This window comes from Brevibacillus sp. YAE8 (assembly GCF_057543335.1).
The window spans coordinates 174482-192949 of sequence record NZ_BAAIYG010000003.1; the positions used below are offsets into that span (position 1 = coordinate 174482).

General features: G+C 52.7%; 19 protein-coding genes. All 19 read right to left on the bottom strand.

What is annotated here, in order from left to right; all coding sequences use genetic code 11:
• Positions 1-38 precede the first annotated feature (38 nt).
• Positions 39-1361, bottom strand: coding sequence for a diaminopimelate decarboxylase (lysA, locus tag AC27IT_RS06280; protein ID WP_005836011.1), 1323 nt, complete (start codon positions 1359-1361; stop codon positions 39-41).
• A gap of 174 nt (positions 1362-1535) precedes the next feature.
• Positions 1536-3005 carry a spore germination protein gene (locus tag AC27IT_RS06285; RefSeq protein ID WP_025843771.1) on the bottom strand — a complete coding sequence of 490 codons (1470 nt, stop codon included), beginning with the start codon at positions 3003-3005 and terminating at the stop codon, positions 1536-1538.
• On the bottom strand, positions 2959-3576 hold the full coding sequence (spoVAEA, locus tag AC27IT_RS06290; RefSeq protein WP_005836014.1) for a stage V sporulation protein SpoVABEA: 618 nt from the start codon (positions 3574-3576) through the stop codon (positions 2959-2961). The genes AC27IT_RS06285 and spoVAEA overlap by 47 nt, the downstream gene beginning before the upstream one ends.
• 21 nt (positions 3577-3597) lie before the next feature.
• Positions 3598-3948 (bottom strand): stage V sporulation protein AE, encoded by a 351-nt coding sequence (gene spoVAE, locus AC27IT_RS06295; protein WP_005836016.1) that lies wholly within the window; start codon positions 3946-3948, stop codon positions 3598-3600.
• Positions 3948-4973 carry a stage V sporulation protein AD gene (spoVAD, locus tag AC27IT_RS06300; RefSeq protein WP_005836018.1) on the bottom strand — a complete coding sequence of 342 codons (1026 nt, stop codon included), beginning with the start codon at positions 4971-4973 and terminating at the stop codon, positions 3948-3950. Before spoVAD ends, spoVAE begins: the two co-directional genes overlap by 1 nt.
• A gap of 14 nt (positions 4974-4987) precedes the next feature.
• Positions 4988-5473 carry a stage V sporulation protein AC gene (spoVAC, locus tag AC27IT_RS06305; RefSeq protein WP_025843770.1) on the bottom strand — a complete coding sequence of 162 codons (486 nt, stop codon included), beginning with the start codon at positions 5471-5473 and terminating at the stop codon, positions 4988-4990.
• A 98-nt stretch (positions 5474-5571) separates the two neighbouring features.
• On the bottom strand, positions 5572-5991 hold the full coding sequence (locus AC27IT_RS06310; protein ID WP_007785524.1) for a stage V sporulation protein AB: 420 nt from the start codon (positions 5989-5991) through the stop codon (positions 5572-5574).
• Positions 5988-6602: a stage V sporulation protein AA gene (locus AC27IT_RS06315; RefSeq protein WP_005827376.1), complete on the bottom strand. Its 615-nt coding sequence runs from the start codon at positions 6600-6602 to the stop codon at positions 5988-5990. Before AC27IT_RS06315 ends, AC27IT_RS06310 begins: the two co-directional genes overlap by 4 nt.
• 156 nt (positions 6603-6758) lie before the next feature.
• On the bottom strand, positions 6759-7514 hold the full coding sequence (sigF, locus tag AC27IT_RS06320; protein ID WP_005827375.1) for an RNA polymerase sporulation sigma factor SigF: 756 nt from the start codon (positions 7512-7514) through the stop codon (positions 6759-6761).
• Positions 7515-7525: 11 nt separating this feature from the next.
• Complete coding sequence (gene spoIIAB, locus AC27IT_RS06325; protein ID WP_005827374.1) at positions 7526-7975, bottom strand: anti-sigma F factor; 450 nt, start codon at positions 7973-7975, stop codon at positions 7526-7528.
• Positions 7976-8326: an anti-sigma F factor antagonist gene (gene spoIIAA, locus AC27IT_RS06330; protein ID WP_005827373.1), complete on the bottom strand. Its 351-nt coding sequence runs from the start codon at positions 8324-8326 to the stop codon at positions 7976-7978.
• A gap of 149 nt (positions 8327-8475) precedes the next feature.
• Positions 8476-9663, bottom strand: a complete 1188-nt coding sequence (locus AC27IT_RS06335; RefSeq protein ID WP_005827372.1) for a D-alanyl-D-alanine carboxypeptidase family protein — start codon at positions 9661-9663, stop codon at positions 8476-8478.
• A 99-nt stretch (positions 9664-9762) separates the two neighbouring features.
• Positions 9763-11835 (bottom strand): methyl-accepting chemotaxis protein, encoded by a 2073-nt coding sequence (locus AC27IT_RS06340; protein WP_005827371.1) that lies wholly within the window; start codon positions 11833-11835, stop codon positions 9763-9765.
• A gap of 176 nt (positions 11836-12011) precedes the next feature.
• A complete protein-coding gene (locus AC27IT_RS06345; RefSeq protein WP_005827370.1) occupies positions 12012-12971 on the bottom strand; it encodes an ABC transporter ATP-binding protein in 960 nt (319 codons plus the stop codon).
• Positions 12972-12985: 14 nt separating this feature from the next.
• Positions 12986-13981 (bottom strand): ABC transporter ATP-binding protein, encoded by a 996-nt coding sequence (locus AC27IT_RS06350; RefSeq protein ID WP_005827369.1) that lies wholly within the window; start codon positions 13979-13981, stop codon positions 12986-12988.
• A 14-nt stretch (positions 13982-13995) separates the two neighbouring features.
• Positions 13996-14913 (bottom strand): ABC transporter permease, encoded by a 918-nt coding sequence (locus AC27IT_RS06355; protein ID WP_005827368.1) that lies wholly within the window; start codon positions 14911-14913, stop codon positions 13996-13998.
• Positions 14914-14920: 7 nt separating this feature from the next.
• Positions 14921-15853 carry an ABC transporter permease gene (locus AC27IT_RS06360; protein ID WP_005827367.1) on the bottom strand — a complete coding sequence of 311 codons (933 nt, stop codon included), beginning with the start codon at positions 15851-15853 and terminating at the stop codon, positions 14921-14923.
• 248 nt (positions 15854-16101) lie between these two features.
• On the bottom strand, positions 16102-17754 hold the full coding sequence (locus AC27IT_RS06365; protein ID WP_487091677.1) for a peptide ABC transporter substrate-binding protein: 1653 nt from the start codon (positions 17752-17754) through the stop codon (positions 16102-16104).
• Between the two features lie 112 nt (positions 17755-17866).
• Positions 17867-18337: an Lrp/AsnC family transcriptional regulator gene (locus AC27IT_RS06370; RefSeq protein WP_005827364.1), complete on the bottom strand. Its 471-nt coding sequence runs from the start codon at positions 18335-18337 to the stop codon at positions 17867-17869.
• Between the last annotated feature and the right edge of the window lie 131 nt (positions 18338-18468).

The window sequence follows — 18468 nt, forward strand, 5'->3', positions numbered from 1 at the left end:
CCGCAGCATGGTCGGAAGGGTTTGGTCTATTGATTCGCTTAGCGTTGCAACTGCGCCCGTTTTGGCAAAAGGTCGTGGCCGACTACATCCGCGTACGTCTCGCGTTTGACGACCAGCTCGGCCTCTCCGTCCTTCACGAACACAACAGCCGGACGAGCGATGCGGTTGTAGTTGTTGGACATGGAATAGCCGTAAGCCCCTGTGCTGGTCACAGCCAAAATATCGCCCGCAACCGCTGGCGGCAGCTTCACGTCCCAAATCAGCATGTCGCCAGACTCGCAGCATTTGCCTGCAATCGAAACGACTTCGCTGGCAGGCTGGTTCATCTTGTTGGCAATCGCCGCTTCATACTGCGCATTGTACAGGGCAGGACGCAAGTTGTCCGTCATGCCTCCGTCCACCGCGACGTATTTGCGGACGTTCGGAATTTCTTTTTGGGAGCCGATTCGGTACAAAGTAGTGCCCGCGTCGCCCACGATGCTGCGGCCTGGCTCGATCCACAGCTCAGGGAGCGGAATTGCGCGCGCAGTCAGCTCTTCGCGAACGACATCGGTAATCGCCTTGATGTACGTTTCGGCTGGCTGCGGCGTGTCGCCCTCCACATAGCGGATTCCGAAGCCTCCGCCCACGTTCAATACTTCTGGCAGGAAGCCGTACTGTTCTTTTGCTTCGCCCAAAAGCTCTGTCAACCGCCTTACCGCGACGAGGAAGCCGTCTGTTTCAAAAATTTGCGAGCCGATATGGCTATGAACGCCCAATAAGTGCAGATGATTGCTCTCGTGTGCATAGCGGATCGCTTCCAGCGCCTGACCGTTTTGCACGTCAAAGCCAAACTTGGAGTCGATTTGCCCCGTGGAAATGTATTCGTGCGTATGAGCTTCCACACCTGGCGTCACGCGCAGGAGAACCGCAATCTTTTCGCCGCGCTCCTCGGCCAGATCGGCAAGCACGTGAAGCTCATAAAAATTGTCTACCACAAAACAGCCGATTTTCGCATCCAGCGCCATCTTGATTTCGTCTATCGACTTGTTGTTGCCGTGGAAGTGAATGCGCTCTGCCGGAAAGCCTGCCTGCAGCGCTGTGTACAGCTCACCGCCCGATACGACATCGAGAGAAAGCCCTTCTTCCTCTACCAGTTTGCACATCGCCATCGTGCAAAACGCTTTGCTGGCGTACGCGACCTGAAACGAGAAGCCCGTTTGCCTGAACGCCTCTACAAAGCTGCGGCACTTTGCGCGAATGTGTGCCTCGTCATATACGTACAGCGGCGTGCCGTACGTAGCTGCCAGGCTGGTCGTATCACAGCCCCCGATTTCCAGATGTCCCTGCTCGTTCACTCGACTTGTCCCGTGTAAAAACATAATTGGCTCCTCCCAGTCTAAACCCGCCGATTCTAACAGCCCAGATCCTATAGAGAAAGGCAACCGACCCCAATGCGTCAGTTGCCATACATAACAAGCATCGTAAGGCTTCCCCATCAATTTACTACAAGCCTGTGCTTTTGACAATGGGTGATGACATCCGTTTTCTGAATATTATTGACGAGAGGAATTTTGGGAGCGAACGATACTCGGACGCCGGTTTTTGCTTGGAACCGCCAGGCGGACGACGACATCCTTCATCGCCTTGTAGTTAAAAGGAATGAGCGGCCACAAATAAGGCGTGTTGAGCGAGCGCGTCGCAGCCAGGCCGACCAGGACAGCGAGGAAGCCGATCATCAGGCCCGGCGTCGAGAAGAAGCCGACCATCAAGATCAGGAAAATGCGCACCAGCCGATTCGCTAGGCTCAGCTCGTAGCTTGGCGTCGCAAACATGCCGATTGCCGCCACGGCGAGGTACAAAATGACCTCCGGCGCAAACAGCCCGACTTTGATCGCGACATCCCCCACGAGAATCGCCGCCAAAAGCCCCATCGCGACCGAAAGCGGTGTGGGGGTATGAATCGCGGCCATTCTCATCAAATCTAGCCCCAGCTCCGCCATAATAAATTGCGCCAGCAGTGGAATGCTGCCTTTATCCTTAATGCCGATGAAATGAAGCGGCTCCGGAATCATCGACGGATGCATTACCAGAAGCAGCCAGATCGGCAAAACGAACACCGAAACCAAAATTCCGAAGAAACGCACCCAGCGCAAGTACGCTCCCACGACAGGAGTCTGGCGGTATTCCTCTGCGTGCTGGACGTGGTGAAAATAAGTCGCAGGAGTAATCATGACGCTCGGCGATGTGTCTACGTAAATCAGCACATGTCCTTCCAAAAGGTGTACCGCCGCCACGTCGGGACGCTCGGTATAGCGGACCAGCGGAAACGGATTCAGCGTCTTCCCGATGATGAACTCCTCAATCGTCTTCTCCGCCATCGGAATCCCGTCGATCTGGATATTTTGCAGCCGTTCTTTCAATTCGTCCACCAGATCCGGGTTCGCTACATCTTGCAGGTACGCGACGGCGACATCCGTTTTGGTGCGCTCGCCAATCTGCATGATCTCGAATCGCAACCGCTCGTCGCGTATCCGCCTGCGCGTCAGCACCGTATTCGTCACGATCGCCTCGGTGAAGCCATCGTGCGCCCCGCGAACAATCCGCTCCGTGTCCGGCTCCTGCGGCGTACGCGTGGGCAACACTTTCGCATCCATAATGATCGCATGGGGAGAGTGGTCGATAATCAGCCCGACCTGCCCGACCAGCAGCTTGTCCATAAACTCGTCTGTCGTATCGACTTTGACGAGCTGAAAAAACGGAATGAACTTGTAAAACAGCGTATCAAACAAATTGTCCGCGACGTCCCTGCCGCGCAAGTCGTTGATCTCCCGCATGATTTGCGTGACGAGCTGACTCTCCACAAACCCGTTTATGTAGTACATAAGCAGCTTCGTGTTGCCCACAAAAAACTCGTGGACGCCGATGTCAAAGCTTTTTCCTACCCCGAGCCTGTCGTTTAGATACTCCTTGTTTTCCTCAATTCGGTCCGAGATGGGGCGTCTTTTCTCCGTCACTGTCGCCATAGGCACCGCTCCTTTCCATGATCCATTGCACCGCCCTTTTGGTGATCGGGCAGCCGTTTTGCAAGCTGTCGCGCCCGTCCATTTTCCCGATGTCTCCGATGCCGATGACATTGGGCAGCTTCAAGGTGTTCAAAATATCGACGGTGTCGCCGTAAATATGATGCTGCAGCTCTTGATCCGCATATCCGTCCTTGTCGACCGCTCCCTCTACGATCTGCCCCTGGTTGTCGACGGAATAGGCAACCGTCACACCGTGTACCCAGTTCGTATGGGAGGCGACTGCGAGCGCGCCAATCACTTCGATGTCCGGGTGGCTGGCGACGTATTCAATCGCCCGCTCCCCGCGCCCTTTGCCAAAATCGCCGTTGTCATCGAACATGACGATGACCGGATCGTGGGGCGCCATCTTGATGAGCTCCACCACCTGCTTGCCGGAAACAGGAGTCGGATTTCCCGCAGACAGCGAAATGCACCTGCCTCCCAGCTCTTTCGCGACGCTCTCCACTGCTTTTTGCGCGATATGGTCGCCGTCTGTCACCAGGATGACCTTGCGCCGCTGATCCTCCCTCATTTGCTCACCGTCCCTGCTGCGTCAGCCTTTCGGTTTGAAGACGAGCGAAGCCAAAAAGCCGAACGCAATCGCAGCCGATATCCCTGCACTGGTGACTTCAAAAATGCCGGTAGCGACCCCGATCAGGCCGTTTTGCTCCGCTTCGCTGATCGCTCCGTGATACAGCGCATGTCCGAAGCTCGTAATCGGCACCGTGGCGCCTGCTCCGGCAAAATCAATGAACTTGTCGTACACGCCGATAAAATCGAGCACAACCCCTGACACTACCAACGTACTCATCACGTGAGCCGGGGTGAGCTTGCCGACATCGAGAAGCAGTTGCCCGATGACGCAGACAAGCCCTCCGACGACAAATGCAATTACATATTCCATCATTGTCCTCCTTCGAGCGCAACCGCATGGGCGATGCACGGAATCGAATTGCCTTGCTGCGTGCTGACCGGACTGAGCAGAGCCCCCGTCGCGCATACCAGCACTTTTTTCAGCAAGCCGCGGTTCAACTGGTCCATAATGTAGCTGTAGGTCACAACGGCGCTGCTGGCGCAGCCGCTGCCGCCTGCGAATACGTCCTGATCCGGCGTGTAGATCATCAGGCCGCAGTCGTTGTACACCCCGTCCATATCGTAGCCTTCTGCGAGCATCAGCTCTTTGACGATCGGATAGCCGACAGACGCCAAATCGCCTGTCACGATCAGATCGTAGTCTTTCGGCTCTCGTCCCGTATCCTGAAAATGGGTCAAAAAGGTCGATACCGCCGCAGGTGCCATGGCTGAGCCCATGTCAAACGGGTCTTTTATGCCCATGTCCACCACTTTTCCCAGCGTCGCATACGTAATCCGCGGCCCCGTCCCCCCAATTCCAATCAGCCCGGCTCCCGCTCCCGTCACGGTCCATTGCGCGCTCGGCGGCTTTTGCCCGCCGTATTCGGTCGGATAGCGATACTGTCGCTCTGCCGTGGCGTTATGGCTGCTGCAGGCAGCTACTGCCCTGTCTGCGTAGCCTGCGTTTACCAGAGCCGTCGCCGTAGCCAGTGTCAGCATCGAGGTCGAGCACGCCCCGTACATCCCCAACAGCGGAATCTCCAGCTTTTCGGCCGTGAAGTTGGTCGTGATGTTCTGATTCAGCAGATCGCCTGCCAAAATGACATCGACGTCCTGGCCCGTCACGCCCGCTTTTTTCAGCGCGGTGGAGACGGCGTCCTCCATCAGCTTCCGCTCCGCATTCTCCCACGTATCCTGGCTTGCGTACATGTCGTCGTGAATCACGTCAAACAAGGAGGCCAGTGGCCCTTCGCCTTCCTTCGGCCCTACTGCGACCGCCGAGCTTTGCAGGCGGACGTTTTGGTCGAAGCGCCAGGTCTGGCGGCTCACGCGTTTCTGTTGTGGATTGCTTGACACAGACAGCCCTCCCGTCAAAAGAACATGTGATACAGGCTTTTTAAAACGCCCGCAACAAAGGCCGCCACCACCCCGAACACAATGACGGAGCCTGCGAGCTTGAACATGTTGCCGCCCACTCCGAGAACCAGTCCCTCGCTGCGATGCTCGATAGCGGCCGACGCGATGGAGTTGGCGAAGCCCGTTACCGGAACGGCAGAGCCCGCCCCGGCGTACTGGCCGATGTTGTCATAGACGCCGAGCCCCGTCAGCAGCACAGACAAAAAGATCAGCGTGGCAACTGTCGGATTGCTCGCGGTCTTCTCGGTAAAGCCGAAAAAATGGATATACATATTTTGAATAGCCTGTCCCAAAAGACAAATCGTTCCCCCGACCCAAAACGCCCGCAACGAGTTCAAGAGGACATTGCGCTTCGGCTGATACTTGGAAGCCTGCTGCTGGTAAAGCTGCTTCGTCATCTGCATCGATCCGAGCGATTTCGATTTCGTTTTGGTTGCCATGCCCTTTCACTCCTTTGTAAGTCCATAGATCCTGCCAGGTCCCCTACCTCTATCTTTCCTTCTTCAAACTTTGCCTATGAATAGCGGTATTTACCAATTCACAGATGCAAGAGCCATTGCAGAAGCGAGCCGGTGACTTTGCCGAACACGACCGCCATCAACAGAAACAGCAGACTGCCATCCATGCTGATCCGCTTCGCCAAAATCGGAAAGACGTTCAGCACCTCGGTCAAGCCGGCAGCCAGTGTGCCGACAAATACGCCCGCAAACAGCCCGTAAAGCGAGGTAACGACGACTGGCATATGAGCTTTGACGTGAAAAAAGTCAATCAGCGTAAAAAAAAGCGCCCCCATCACCAAGGCCCATTCCAGTGCGCGAATATGACGGTGAGCGTTGGTCAGTTGCGTCAGCCTCGGGATAATGTCCAGTACGGTAATGAAGGCGACAAGCCCGCTCCCCACCGCAAGCCCGCCGCCCAGTCCAATCAAGACCAGCAAGCCGCATGCCCATACGCTCATAGCTTCGTTCGCTGGTTTTCTTTGTTCTCGTTCTGGATGTAGTACTGGTCGAGGCTTTGCTGGTACATGAACAGCTCCACTTCCAGGGGGCTTGGCTCTTCGTTGATTTTTTTCTCGAAAATATGGTTGAAAAACAAAATCATCCCCATGCCGATCCCGATCGAATACGGAATCTGCAGCCAGAGCGGCTGCTTGCTCTGCTCACCCGTGATGAGATAAAAAATGCGCTCGTGCACCTCGCGCATGCTGACGTCCGTGTGGAAGTTCATAATCGCCAGGCCCGAGCCGATGAACAAAAGCAGCCAGACGAGCGCAACCAGCACAGGGTTCGCTTTTTTCCGCGGGTTCAGCACTTCCACAATGATTTGCGGCGCTCCCTGGATTTCCAGCTCGACTTCCGGATAGACGGAGCGGACTCTCTGGATGACCTGCATGATGTCGATGACGATCAAGTTGCCGTCCGTCGGCTTGACCTGATAGATTGGCATTCGCTTTAACGCATCCTCGCGTTTCCCATCCCAAAAAAGCTGGCAAATATCCCCTAGCGTAATCATCGCCTCCGGCTTGACTGCCAGACGCTTTCTCAGACGGAGAAACAGCGCGTCTTTCATGAAAACTCCTCCCTGCCTAAAACGTGCTCATTTATCCCGTAGTATGTGCCCGCAGCCAAAAGCCATACCCTAAAAAAGGCTGCGGCTGCCATGTACAGGCAAACAAAAAACACCCAAGCGCCAGGCTTCGGTGTTTTCCATCCTTCTATTCGGCTATCAGTGTTCGATCTGATCCTTGATCGTTTGCAAAATGCGCTTCTCCAGACGGGACACCTGAACCTGGGAGATTCCGAGCCGCTCCGCCACCTCAGACTGGGTCTGGTCTTTGTAGTAGCGCAAATAGACAATGAGCTGCTCGCGCTCGCTCAACCGACTGATCGCATCCTTCAGCGCGATTTTTTCAAACCACTTGTTCACGCCTTCGTCGGCGATCTGGTCGATCAGCGTAATCGGGTCTCCGTCATTCTCAAAGACTGTCTCGTGAATCGAGGAAGGCGCCCGATTCGCTTCCTGGGCAAACACCACTTCCTCCGGCGTGATTCCGACGGCGTCTGCCACCTCGGCAATCGTGGGTGCGCGGCCAAATTGCTTGTACAGCTCATCCTTTGTTCGTCGCACCTTGTTCGCGGTCTCCTTGAGCGATCGACTAACCTTGACTGTGCCGTCATCACGCAAAAACCGTTGGATTTCGCCAATAATCATCGGCACGGCATACGTCGAGAACCTGACGTCATAGGAAAGGTCGAATTTGTCCACAGCTTTCAAGAGGCCAATACAACCAATTTGAAACAAATCATCCGCTTCGTACCCTCGGTTGATAAAGCGCTGGACGACGGACCAGACCAACCGGATATTGCTGTTCACAAGAAGCTCGCGCGCTTCGGTGTCTCCAGCCTGGCTTTTGGCGATTAGCTCTTTCACTTGGTCATTGGTCAGAAATGGTTGACTCGCATTTTTGATATCGGCACCCATTGGCACTACCCCTAATTTTGCAAGGCTTTGGCAAACGACAGGCGTTTGGTCAGACGAACGGTTGTCCCTTTACCAACAGCCGTCGCGACTTCCAAAGAATCCATGAAATTCTCCATAATGGTAAAGCCCATTCCCGAGCGCTCCAGCTCAGGCTTGGTCGTATAAAGCGGCTGCATCGCCTGCTCCACATCCTCGATTCCTTTTCCGTTGTCCTCCACGACCAGCTCCACAGCTCCCTCGTCGATTCGCACAGAGATATGTACCACGCCCTCTGGATTTTCGTCGTAGCCGTGAATGATGGCGTTCGTGACAGCCTCGGATACAACCGTCTTGATCTCCTCCAGCTCATCCATCGTGATGTCGAGCTGCGAGATAAACGAAGCGACCGCAATCCGCGCAAACGCCTCATTTTGGCTCAGTGCAGCAAACGATACGGACATAAAATTGCGCTGTACCTTCATTTACGCCACCCCCAGAACAAGCAGAGCATCTGCTTCATTTTCGCGGAACTTGATTACCTTGAACAGGCCAGACATTTCAAAGATCCGGTAAATGGTGGGGTTGATCGAGCATACGTACATTTCCCCCGAGCGGGCGGATATTTGCTTGTAGCGCCCCAAAATCACGCCGATACCGGAGCTGTCCATGAAAGCCAAATCAGCCAGGCTCAGTACGATATGACGAATGTTGGGTGTACGCAAAATATCATCCACTTTGCTGCGCAGCTCTTCGGCTGTATGATGGTCCAGCTCTCCCTGCAAGCGGATCACCAGCACGTCCTGCCGGGTCTCCATCGCAATCCGTAAACTCATGGCTGACTCACTCCTTCTCCCTTGAATAATCCTCTCTTTCTGCTTCGCCCAAACCAATTCCTGCCAGGCGACAAAAGAACAAAAAAATCGAGCAGCCGCGCCATCGCATTCGAGGCAACTCGATTCTTTTCGCGCTTCTTTGCTGTCTGTCAGTAACTAATCAAAACGCCCTTGGTGGTTCGCTTGAGAATCTCCCACATGCTTGCTTTATTCACTTGTTGCTCCGGGAACAGGTCAATCCGGTTTACTTCGCGGCCGTCTTTCGTGCGGATGAAAATATGGCCGACGACCTGGTCCTTCGAGAGTGGAGCGTTGACGGAGCGGTTCATGACGACTTCTTTCGTGTACGTGTCCGCCGACTCGCCTTTTTTCATCAGCAGGCTGACGGCTTGTGGCGTCACCACGTTGACTTTGGGCGTCTGCCCTTTATCCACCGTGAGCGACTCCACCGTCTCGCCTTTTTTGTACATCGGCATCACCTGGAAATGGGTGAAAGCGTAGTTGAACATCGTGGACACTTCGTTGTTGCGCGTCTTGACGTCAGGCTCGCCCATGACGACAGCGATGATGCGCATATTGTTGCGTTTGGCGGTAGCGGTCAGGCAGTACTTGGCCTCGCCTGTAAAGCCGGTCTTCAAACCGTCTACGCCTTCGTAAAAACGGACGAGCCGGTTCGTATTGACCAGCCAGAACGGACTTGCCGAGTCTTTGCGCAAATAATCCTGGTACGTCCCGGTAAACTTCGTAATCCCTTCGTGCTTCAGCAGCTCGCGCGACATGATCGCGATGTCTGCCGCAGAGGAGTAGTGATTTTCCGCAGGCAAGCCGTTAGAGTTGACAAAATGCGTGTTTTTCATCCCCAACTGCTTCGCCCGCTCGTTCATCCGGTTGACAAAGCTCTCTTCCGTTCCGGCGAGATGCTCTGCCATGGCGACTGAAGCGTCGTTGCCCGAGGCGATCGCGATGCCTTTTATCATGTCCTCTACCGTCATTTCCTCGCCCGGCTGCAAAAAGATTTGCGAGCCGCCCATCGACGCTGCTCGTTCGCTGGTTCTAACCTTATCGGTAAATTTAAGCTCTCCCCGCTCCACCGCCTCCATAATCAAGAGCATCGTCATCACCTTGGTGATGCTGGCGGGTGGCATTTTTTCGTTTGCATTTTTTTCGTACAACACCGTTCCCGTGTCTGCTTCAATCATGATCGCAGACGAGGCGTGCGGGGCAAAATTCATCTCGCTGTTTGGCGGAGCTGCTTTTTCTTTTGCCAACGCACCCATCGGAGAAAAGATGGTCACACACATGATGAAGCAAGAAGCCAAGTATCCTATCCGTTTCATAGCAGTCCCTTCCCTCCATTCATGGTTTTATTCTCACCAAGGGGGTAGGAAAATATTCACAAAAAAAATCCCTTCCGCATTTCGCAGAAGGGATTCGTTTTAGATCACAAAACGGCTGACATTTTCCGTCAATTCGTCTGCCATCTTTTTCAGTTGTTCCACATTTTCGTTGATGCGCGCAATCGAATTCAACTGCTCGTCTACCGTCTCGACAACCCCGGAGATCGACTCGCTGATTTCGTCGGACATGCTGGCCAGACGCTGCATCGAATTGGTTACAACCTGATTGCCCGCAGCCATTTCCTCGGAGGTCGCCGTCATGGACTCGCTCTGCTCCGCAGCCGACTGAATCTCCGCCACGATGTTTTGGAACGTCGTGCCCACAGACTCGACAGACTTCAAGCCGCCGCCTACCATCGTGACGATTTCGTCCATATGCTTGCTCATATCCATCGCTTCATCGTTAATCGAGTGAGCGATAGCGGCAATGCGCTCGGAGAAGGAGCTGCTCTCTTCTGCCAGCTTGCGCACCTCGCTCGCCACGACCGAGAAGCCGCGTCCTGCTTCGCCTGCGCGCGCCGCCTCAATCGCCGCGTTCAACGCGAGCAAATTTGTCTGTGAGGCGATGCTCGTAATCATTTCGACGATACTGGTAATCTCGCGGGCCCGCTCGCGCAAGCTGTGCATTTGCGCGGCTGTGCGTTCCACCTCGCCTGTCGCGCGGCGTACCGTGTCAATGACGTCCTCGACCAGTTGCATACCGCCCTGGGCGCGCTCAAACGTCCGCGTCGTCGCAATCGAAGTGGACTCCGCCGCGATCGCTACCTGCTCGACGCCTTGCGAGATTTCCGAGACGGTCGTCGCCGTCGCCTGCACCTCGTTCGTCTGCGTGGAAACCCGTTGCGCGATCGTCGAGATGTTGTCAGTGATGACGCTGATCGCCCCTTTGTTGTCCTGGGCGAACTGCGTCAGCTCGTCTGTCGCCACGTTCAACTGGGTTGCTTGTCCTTGCACGAGCGCAATCAGCTTGCGCAGCTCGGCAGCCATCTCGTTCATCTTGCGGCCTACCATCGCCAGCTCGTCATTGCCGTTTACGTTGACATGGACGTCGAAGTGGCCTGAGCCGATGCGATCCATGTCTCTGGCAATCGCAAACAGCGAGAGGCGAATCCGCTTGGCGAACCACCAGATCGCCCATACCGACAGCGCAATAATCGGCAGGCTGAACAGGACAAAGTACAGCCACATGCCATTCACTTCGCCGTACACTTCATCGCTGCCCGTAGACAGGACGACGTTCCATTTCAACAGGTGGATCGGCGCAAAGGCAGCGAAGGAATCTTTGCCGTGATCGGAGTACAACAGGCTGTTGCTCATGTCATGCTTCATCAACTCCAGCATTTCCTCGTAGTCCGACTGCCCTGCGAGCACCAGCTTGTTGTTGTTTTGCGGGTTTTGGTGAGCAACGACCAGCCCGTCCTGCCGAACGACAAACGCATATCCGTTTTGCATGAAGGAGATTTCCGGAATTTTTTCCGTCATCTGGTCAATCGTAAATCCGACGACGAACATGCGGCTCGTATCGCTGTTTTTCTCCCCGACAGGTGTCGCAATATAAAGAAAACTCTTATTAATGCCCTCAACAATTTCCTCGTCTGAAATGACCGTTTTCCCGGTACTCATGACCCGTTGGTAATACTGCTTTTGCTTGAAGTCAATCTCGTTTTTCCCGGTTAGGGAGTAGAGCGACCTCCCGCTGCTGCTGTCTATCAAATAAATTTTGGATATTTCTTTATGCGATTGCCGCATCAGCGTGAACTGCTCCATAATCAACGGCTCCAGCTCTGTCATCATGACGCGCTTGGCGGCAGCCGATTCTGTCGACTTCACGATTGTTTGAATCCAGTCTTCCATGCTGGCCGCGTGCTGCTCCGCCAGCATTTTCGCTTGCTTGGAAGTAATGGAGAGCAAAGTAGATTTTGAAAAAGAAAGCGCTATGTATTGCAACGAGCCAATAATGATAAGTACGAGAATCAAGCCAAAGACAATCATCTTTGTTGCCAGGGAGCCCCGCAGTTTTTCTGTGGCGAGCAGGCTCTTGATGTTTCCTTTTCCAGAAAACGAAAACCCAGCCCCTTTCTTTTTCCATTTCGGCGACAAAAATCGGCTCATGATGCTGCCTCCTTTTCATACCCTACATTTTCTAGTGATGGTTTTGAAAAAAATACCCTTGAAAAAGGTTATCAACTGTACTTATACCCTGTTTTCCAAGTGGTAAAACCTCCCTTTATGAAAGGAGCGAGTTCCGGGTCTGATGCATCCGAGAACTCGCTTTCTTCATGAAAAGATTAATTGTACAAGTGACAAGCAGCGAAGTGTCCGGGCTCGACTTCTTTCCATACTGGTACAGATGCAGCGCACTCCGGCATTGCTTTCGGGCAACGCGTGCGGAAATGACAGCCGCTTGGCGGGTTCATTGGGCTAGGTACATCACCTTGCAGCACGATGCGCTCGCGGTTGCGCTCCACCTCTGGGTCTGGGATCGGAATCGCAGACAACAGGGCTTGCGTATAAGGATGGAGCGGTTTTTCATACAAAGCGTCGCTTTCGGCCAGCTCGACCATTTTGCCCAGGTACATAACGGCAACGCGGTCGGAGATGTATTTCACCATCGACAGGTCATGGGCAATGAACATGTAGGTCAGGCCCATTCTTTCCTGAAGCTGCTCAAGCAGGTTGACAACCTGTGCCTGAACGGATACGTCGAGAGCGGAAATCGGCTCGTCACAAACAATAAACTTAGGTTCTACAGCCAGCGCACGGGCAATCCCGATACGTTGGCGCTGACCGCCCGAAAACTCGTGCGGGAAGCGGTTCATGTGCTCAGGGTTCAAGCTGACCAAAGAAAGCAGCTCCTGGATGCGTTCCTTGCGCTTTTGCCCGGTAGCAAGGCCGTGAATGTCAAGCGCCTCGCCGATGATATCCCCAACAGTCATACGCGGGTTCAAGGAAGCGTACGGGTCCTGGAAAATCATCTGCATGTTGCGGCGCATGGCCTTCATTTCCTGATGATTCAAATTCATGATGCTTTTGCCTTCAAAGAGGACGTCCCCGCCAGTCGCGTCATATAAACGAAGAATCGTACGACCCGCGGTGGACTTCCCACAGCCGGACTCCCCTACTACCCCGAGAGTTTCCCCCCGTTTGATTTCAAACGAGATATCATTCACAGCTTTCAGAGTATTATCGCCAATGGAAAAGAACTTTTTCAAGTTACGTACTTCAATGAGTGTCTCACGGTTATCCACTGTTTACCCTCCTCCTACGATCCTGCGCGGTTCTGAGCGAGCGGGTGCTGCAGCCAGCATGCTGCTCGTTGGGTCGTGCTGATTTCGTTCAACTCAGGATCGATCTCCTGGCAAACACGCATAGCCGATTCGCAGCGAGCGGTGAAGCCACAGCCCACTGGCGGACGCAGAAGGTCCGGCGGTGTTCCGAAGATCGGAGTCAACGGCTCATCACGGTTCAAGTCCAGACGCGGCACAGAGCGCAGCAGACCTTTCGTGTACGGATGTTGCGGGTTGTAGAAAATGTCATCTACTGTGCCCGTTTCAATCACTTTCCCAGCGTACATGACGATTACGCGGTCGCACATCTCAGCAACAACACCAAGGTCATGCGTAATGAGGATAATGGAAGTACCCGTTTTCTTTTGCAAGTCTTTCATCAAATCCAAAATCTGAGCCTGAATCGTTACGTCCAAAGCCGTTGTCGGCTCATCCGCTATCAACAGCTTGGGCGAACAGGCGAGAGAGATGGCGATCATCGCCCGTTGGCGCATCCCGCCGGAAAACTCGTGTGGATATTGCTCCACACGTTTTTCCGGTTGCGGGATACCTACCATGGTCAACAGCTCAATCGCGCGATCGCGAGCGGCTGCACGGCTCATGTTTTGGTGCTTGATAAGTCCCTCGGTAATCTGGTTGCCAATGGTCATCGTCGGGTTCAACGATGTCATCGGGTCCTGGAAAATCATCCCGATGTCTTTTCCGCGGATGGATTCCATTTCTTTATTCGACTTTTTGACAATGTTCTGTCCATTAAAGAGGATTTCGCCTTTTTTGATCTCGCCTGGCGGCATCGGGATCAGCTTCATGAGGGTTTGAGCGGTTACGGATTTACCGCAACCGGACTCCCCTACAATCGCTACTGCTTCCCCGCGATTTACGTGAAAATTAACGCCTCGTACTGCTTTGACTTCACCTGCATACGTATGGAAGGAGACATGCAGGTCTTTTACTTCGAGAATGCGTTCCATAACGATGATCCCTCCTATTTACGCAGGCGTGGGTCTACTGCATCGCGCAGACCGTCACCAAACAAGTTAAATGCCAAGATGGTCACGGAGATGAAAAGGGCCGGGAACATCAACCGCCACGGATAGTACTTCATGGCAGGCAAACCTTCTGAGGACATCGTGCCCCAGGAAGCAACAGGCGCCGCTACCCCCAAACCGATAAAGGACAGGAAAGACTCTGCGAAAATCGCGGACGGTACAGTCAAGCTGAGCGTAACGATGATTGGACCCAAAGCGTTTGGAATCAGGTGTTTAAAGATCAAACGGCCGCTGTCAGCACCAAGGGAGCGCGCTGCCAGCACGAATTCTTGCGATTTGAGCTGCAAAATTTGCCCGCGCACAATCCGGGCCATCCCAATCCACCCCGTTATCGTCAAGGCGATAATGATCGTGCCGACCCCGGGGGCTAAGACAACCATCAGCAAAATAACGACAAGCAAGTACGGAATAGCGAACAAAATATCAGCGAAACGCATCATGATCTCGTCTACTTTACCGCCATAGAAACCGGCAATACCGCCCCAGATGACCCCGATAATCAAGTCGATGAAGGCAGCAGCCAGACCAACTTCCAAGGAAATGCGAGCTCCGTACCAAATCCGCACGAACATGTCGCGTCCAAGGTCATCCGTACCAAACCAGTGCTCAGCGGATGGCTTTTTGTTTTTGCCAGCCAAATCGGTTGTGAAATAGTCGTTGGAAGACACCATCGGAATGACGACAGCACATACCATCAGCGCGACGATAAAGATCAAGGAAGCCATCGCGACTTTATTCATTTTCAAGCGACGCCATACATCCGCCCAGAAAGAGAGGCTCGGACGCTTGATCGCTTCTGCTTGGCGAAGATCGACCGAAATCGGTTCAAAATGCTCTTTTGTCAATTGCTGCATTTTCACATTACTCCCTTCCTGCGTCTGCGAGTTTAATTCGTGGGTCTACCAAGGTGTACGCGATGTCCACAATCAGGATCATCACTACGAGAATGATGGAGTAGAAGACCGTTGTCCCCATGATAACCGTGTAGTCGCGGTTGGTGATGGACAATACGAATTCACGACCCAGACCAGGAACCCCGAAGATACGCTCGATAACGAATGCACCAGTCAGGATGTTGGCAATCAATGGACCGAGGTAAGTAATAACCGGCAAGAGCGCGTTGCGAATTGCATGCTTCACGGTAATCGTAAAGGTGTGCAGACCTTTTGCTTTTGCCGTTTTGATGTAGTCTTGTCCAAGGACTTCAATCATATTGGAACGCGTCAAACGAGCGATAAAAGCCATTGGCGACGCGGCGAGTGCGAGAGATGGCAAAATCGTGTACTCGAAGCCTTCCCATTTTGCGATAGGCAAAAGGCCCCATTGAATCGCGAAGAAATACTGATAAAATGATGCCAAGATGAAACCTGGAACGGATAGCCCCAAAACTGCTATCACCATAGCGGAATAATCTTGCCACTTGTTATGCTTCAGTGCTGCAACCACCCCAAGGATAATACCTCCGAAGATTGCCAAGAGCAATGCTTGTGCTCCCAAGTGCGCTGATACAGGGAAACCGCGATTAATCATTTCGTTTACCGTCGAAGATTTTTCTGTAAACGACGGGCCCAAATCCCAAGTAACGACACCCTTCAAATATTCGAAGTACTGCTCGTGCAGCGGCAAATTCAGCTTGTATTTGGCCTCGAGTGCCGCTTTAATCTCATCAGGAACGTTTTTCTCTGATGTAAATGGTCCACCCGGTACCGCTTTCATGATGAAGAAGGTGGCCGTTACAATCAGGAAGAGCGAGATGAGCATGAAGATGATGCGCTTACCAAGATAACGGATCAACTAATTTACCCCCTTGACAGATTTGATTGCTTTCACGTCCCATCTTTACACTGCGGACGTTACCGACACAGTGCAAAAATCGGCTGTGTAAATAACCCAAAAATGATCTCTTGCGTTGAAACTTTTCTCTCTATATTTTTCTTTTCCAGCTTGTTTGCGAGCTGGTATTTATGGGAAGGGACTGCATAGCAGAAGGTATATGGGTTTCCATATACCCTCTGCCGCAATACCCGATTCCTTCAGTTAGATTACTCTACGTATGCCCATTTCCAGTCGACTTCTCCCAGACCGCCAATGACAACGCCTTTGACGTTTTCTTTCTGTACCCAAGAGTTGGTATAGAAGTAAATTGGCATGATCGGCATTTCGTCCATCAAGATTTGCTCGGCATCTGCGAGAATTTTCTTACGCTTCTCCGGATCAGCTTCCAGAGCGGATTGGTTCAGGAGCTCTTTGAACTTCGGATTTTCCCAACGCGTATCGTTGTTTCCACCCAGTTTGTCCTTGTACAGCTCCAGGAAGTTGATTGGATCGTTAAAGTCGCCCAACCAGCCCATACGGCCTACTTGGAAGTTACCCGCATGCATGTCTTCCAGGTACACTTTCCACTCTTTGTTTTCCAGCTTCACTTCTACTCCGAGGTTTTTCTTCCATTGGTCTTGGATCGCTTCCGCAATCTTTTTGTGACCTTCGGAAGTGTTGTACGACAAGGTAATTGGCGGCAGCTTTGTCAGGCCTTTTTCTTTCATGCCTTCTTCCAAAAGCTTTTTCGCTGTTTCCAGGTCGTTGTCCTTGAAGTAGCCGTTCGGGTTCAGGACCATGGATGGCGGTACTGCCCCTGTTGCCGGGATTTGTCCGGTTTGCAGAATATTGTCAATCAGGGCTTGGCGGTTAATCGAGTAAGCAAAAGCTTTCCGAATCTTCACATTATCGAACGGAGGTTTTTCCACGTTGAACTTGTACCAGTACGTACCCGCGATTGGCTGGGTCGTAATTTTGCCTTGCTCCTTCAGCGCAGGAATCGCATCTGTCGGCAGCGCGCTCATTGGAGCACCCGCCCAATCCAGTTCTCCGTTTTCAAACATGGACAATTCGGTGTTCTCGTCCTCTACCATGGAGAACTCGATGCGATCGAGCTTCACGGCATCCTTGTCCCAATAGTTTTCGTTTTTCACGAGCACGAGCTTGCTTTTGTGCTCCCAGGATTCCATTTTGAACGGGCCGTTGCCCACGTGGGTTTTCGCTTCGCCAGCCCACTTCTCGTTGGCTTCGATCACTTTTTTGTTAACAGGGAAGTAGGTTGGGAAAGCAGTCAGCTCCAGGAAGAATGGAGTCGGATTTTCAAGCTTTACTTCCAAAGTCTTGTCATCCAGTGCCTTCACACCAACATCATCAAGCTTAGCTTCGTTTTTGTTCGCTTTTTCACCGTTCTTAATGTAGTAGAGCTGATAAGCGTAGTTTGCTCCGGTTTTCGGATCGAGTGCCCGCTTCCAGGCGTACTCGAAGTCGTGCGCTGTTACCGGATCGCCATTGCTCCATTTTGCGTCGCGAATGGTGAACTTGTAGGTCAGCATGTCTTCAGAGACTTCCACTTTCTCGGCAGCCGCCTCATGAGGCTTTCCGTCTTCTCCGATGCGGGTGAGACCGTCAAAGGTAGCGCGGATAATCGCTGCGGAAGTAGTGTCTTCCGAAAGGCCAGGGTCAGCCGTAGGTGGCTCAGAGTGCAGGTTCAGTTTCAGAACTTGTGGTTTTTTCTCTGCCTCTGGTGTTGCCGCAGGCTGTTCGGTGCTCGAATTGTTCGACGGTTGTGCTGGAGTGGAAGCTTGCTGGCCACCGCAACCGGCCAATGCCGTACCCAAAACTGCAATCGAGCTTACAAGTGCAAATACATTCTTTTTCAACGCAATAACCCCCCGTACGTTTTCTTTTTTGTCTTTTTTCAGAAAATAAAGGACGAAAAAAACGAACATGGCCCGAAGCTTCCTGACTTCGGCTAGAAGGCATCAACCCCTTTCACTGCAGGGTCACCTCGTCATCGTGAACGATAGAGAAGGAATCTTTGTACTGCTTCAGTTCCAACGAAACATCCGCGCCTACAATCCCTTCAATTTGAGAGAGTCGTTCATTGACGAAAGTGATCAGCTCGTCATTGCTATGGAAACACGCTTGGATAATCAAGTCGTGCTTACCGCTAAATGCACCCACAAACCGGACTGCAGAGAATTTGCTCAACTCTTCTGCCACATTTTTCTGTGAACCGAGTTTGGTGGTCAACCCGATGATTGCTTGTACTTTCAGCCCAAGCTTTGCCGGGTCGGGATGAATAACGAATTGAAAGACTCCATCTTGCAACAGACGGGTAATGCGAGATCGAATGGTTCCCTCGCTCACGCCAAGTTGATGCGCGATTTCTGTGTACGGGATTCGTCCGTCTTCCTGGAGGATTTGCAGAATCTGCTTGTCAACATGGTCCAGCTTTCTCATAAATACGTTTTTCCGGGAACCTCCATCCTTTTTTTACGAAATTCGAAAAAATCTTTAATAATTTGTCTGTTACATTAAAAGTAATCTGAAATGATAGCGGTGTCAACGAAATTTGACAAGTAGAATTATAA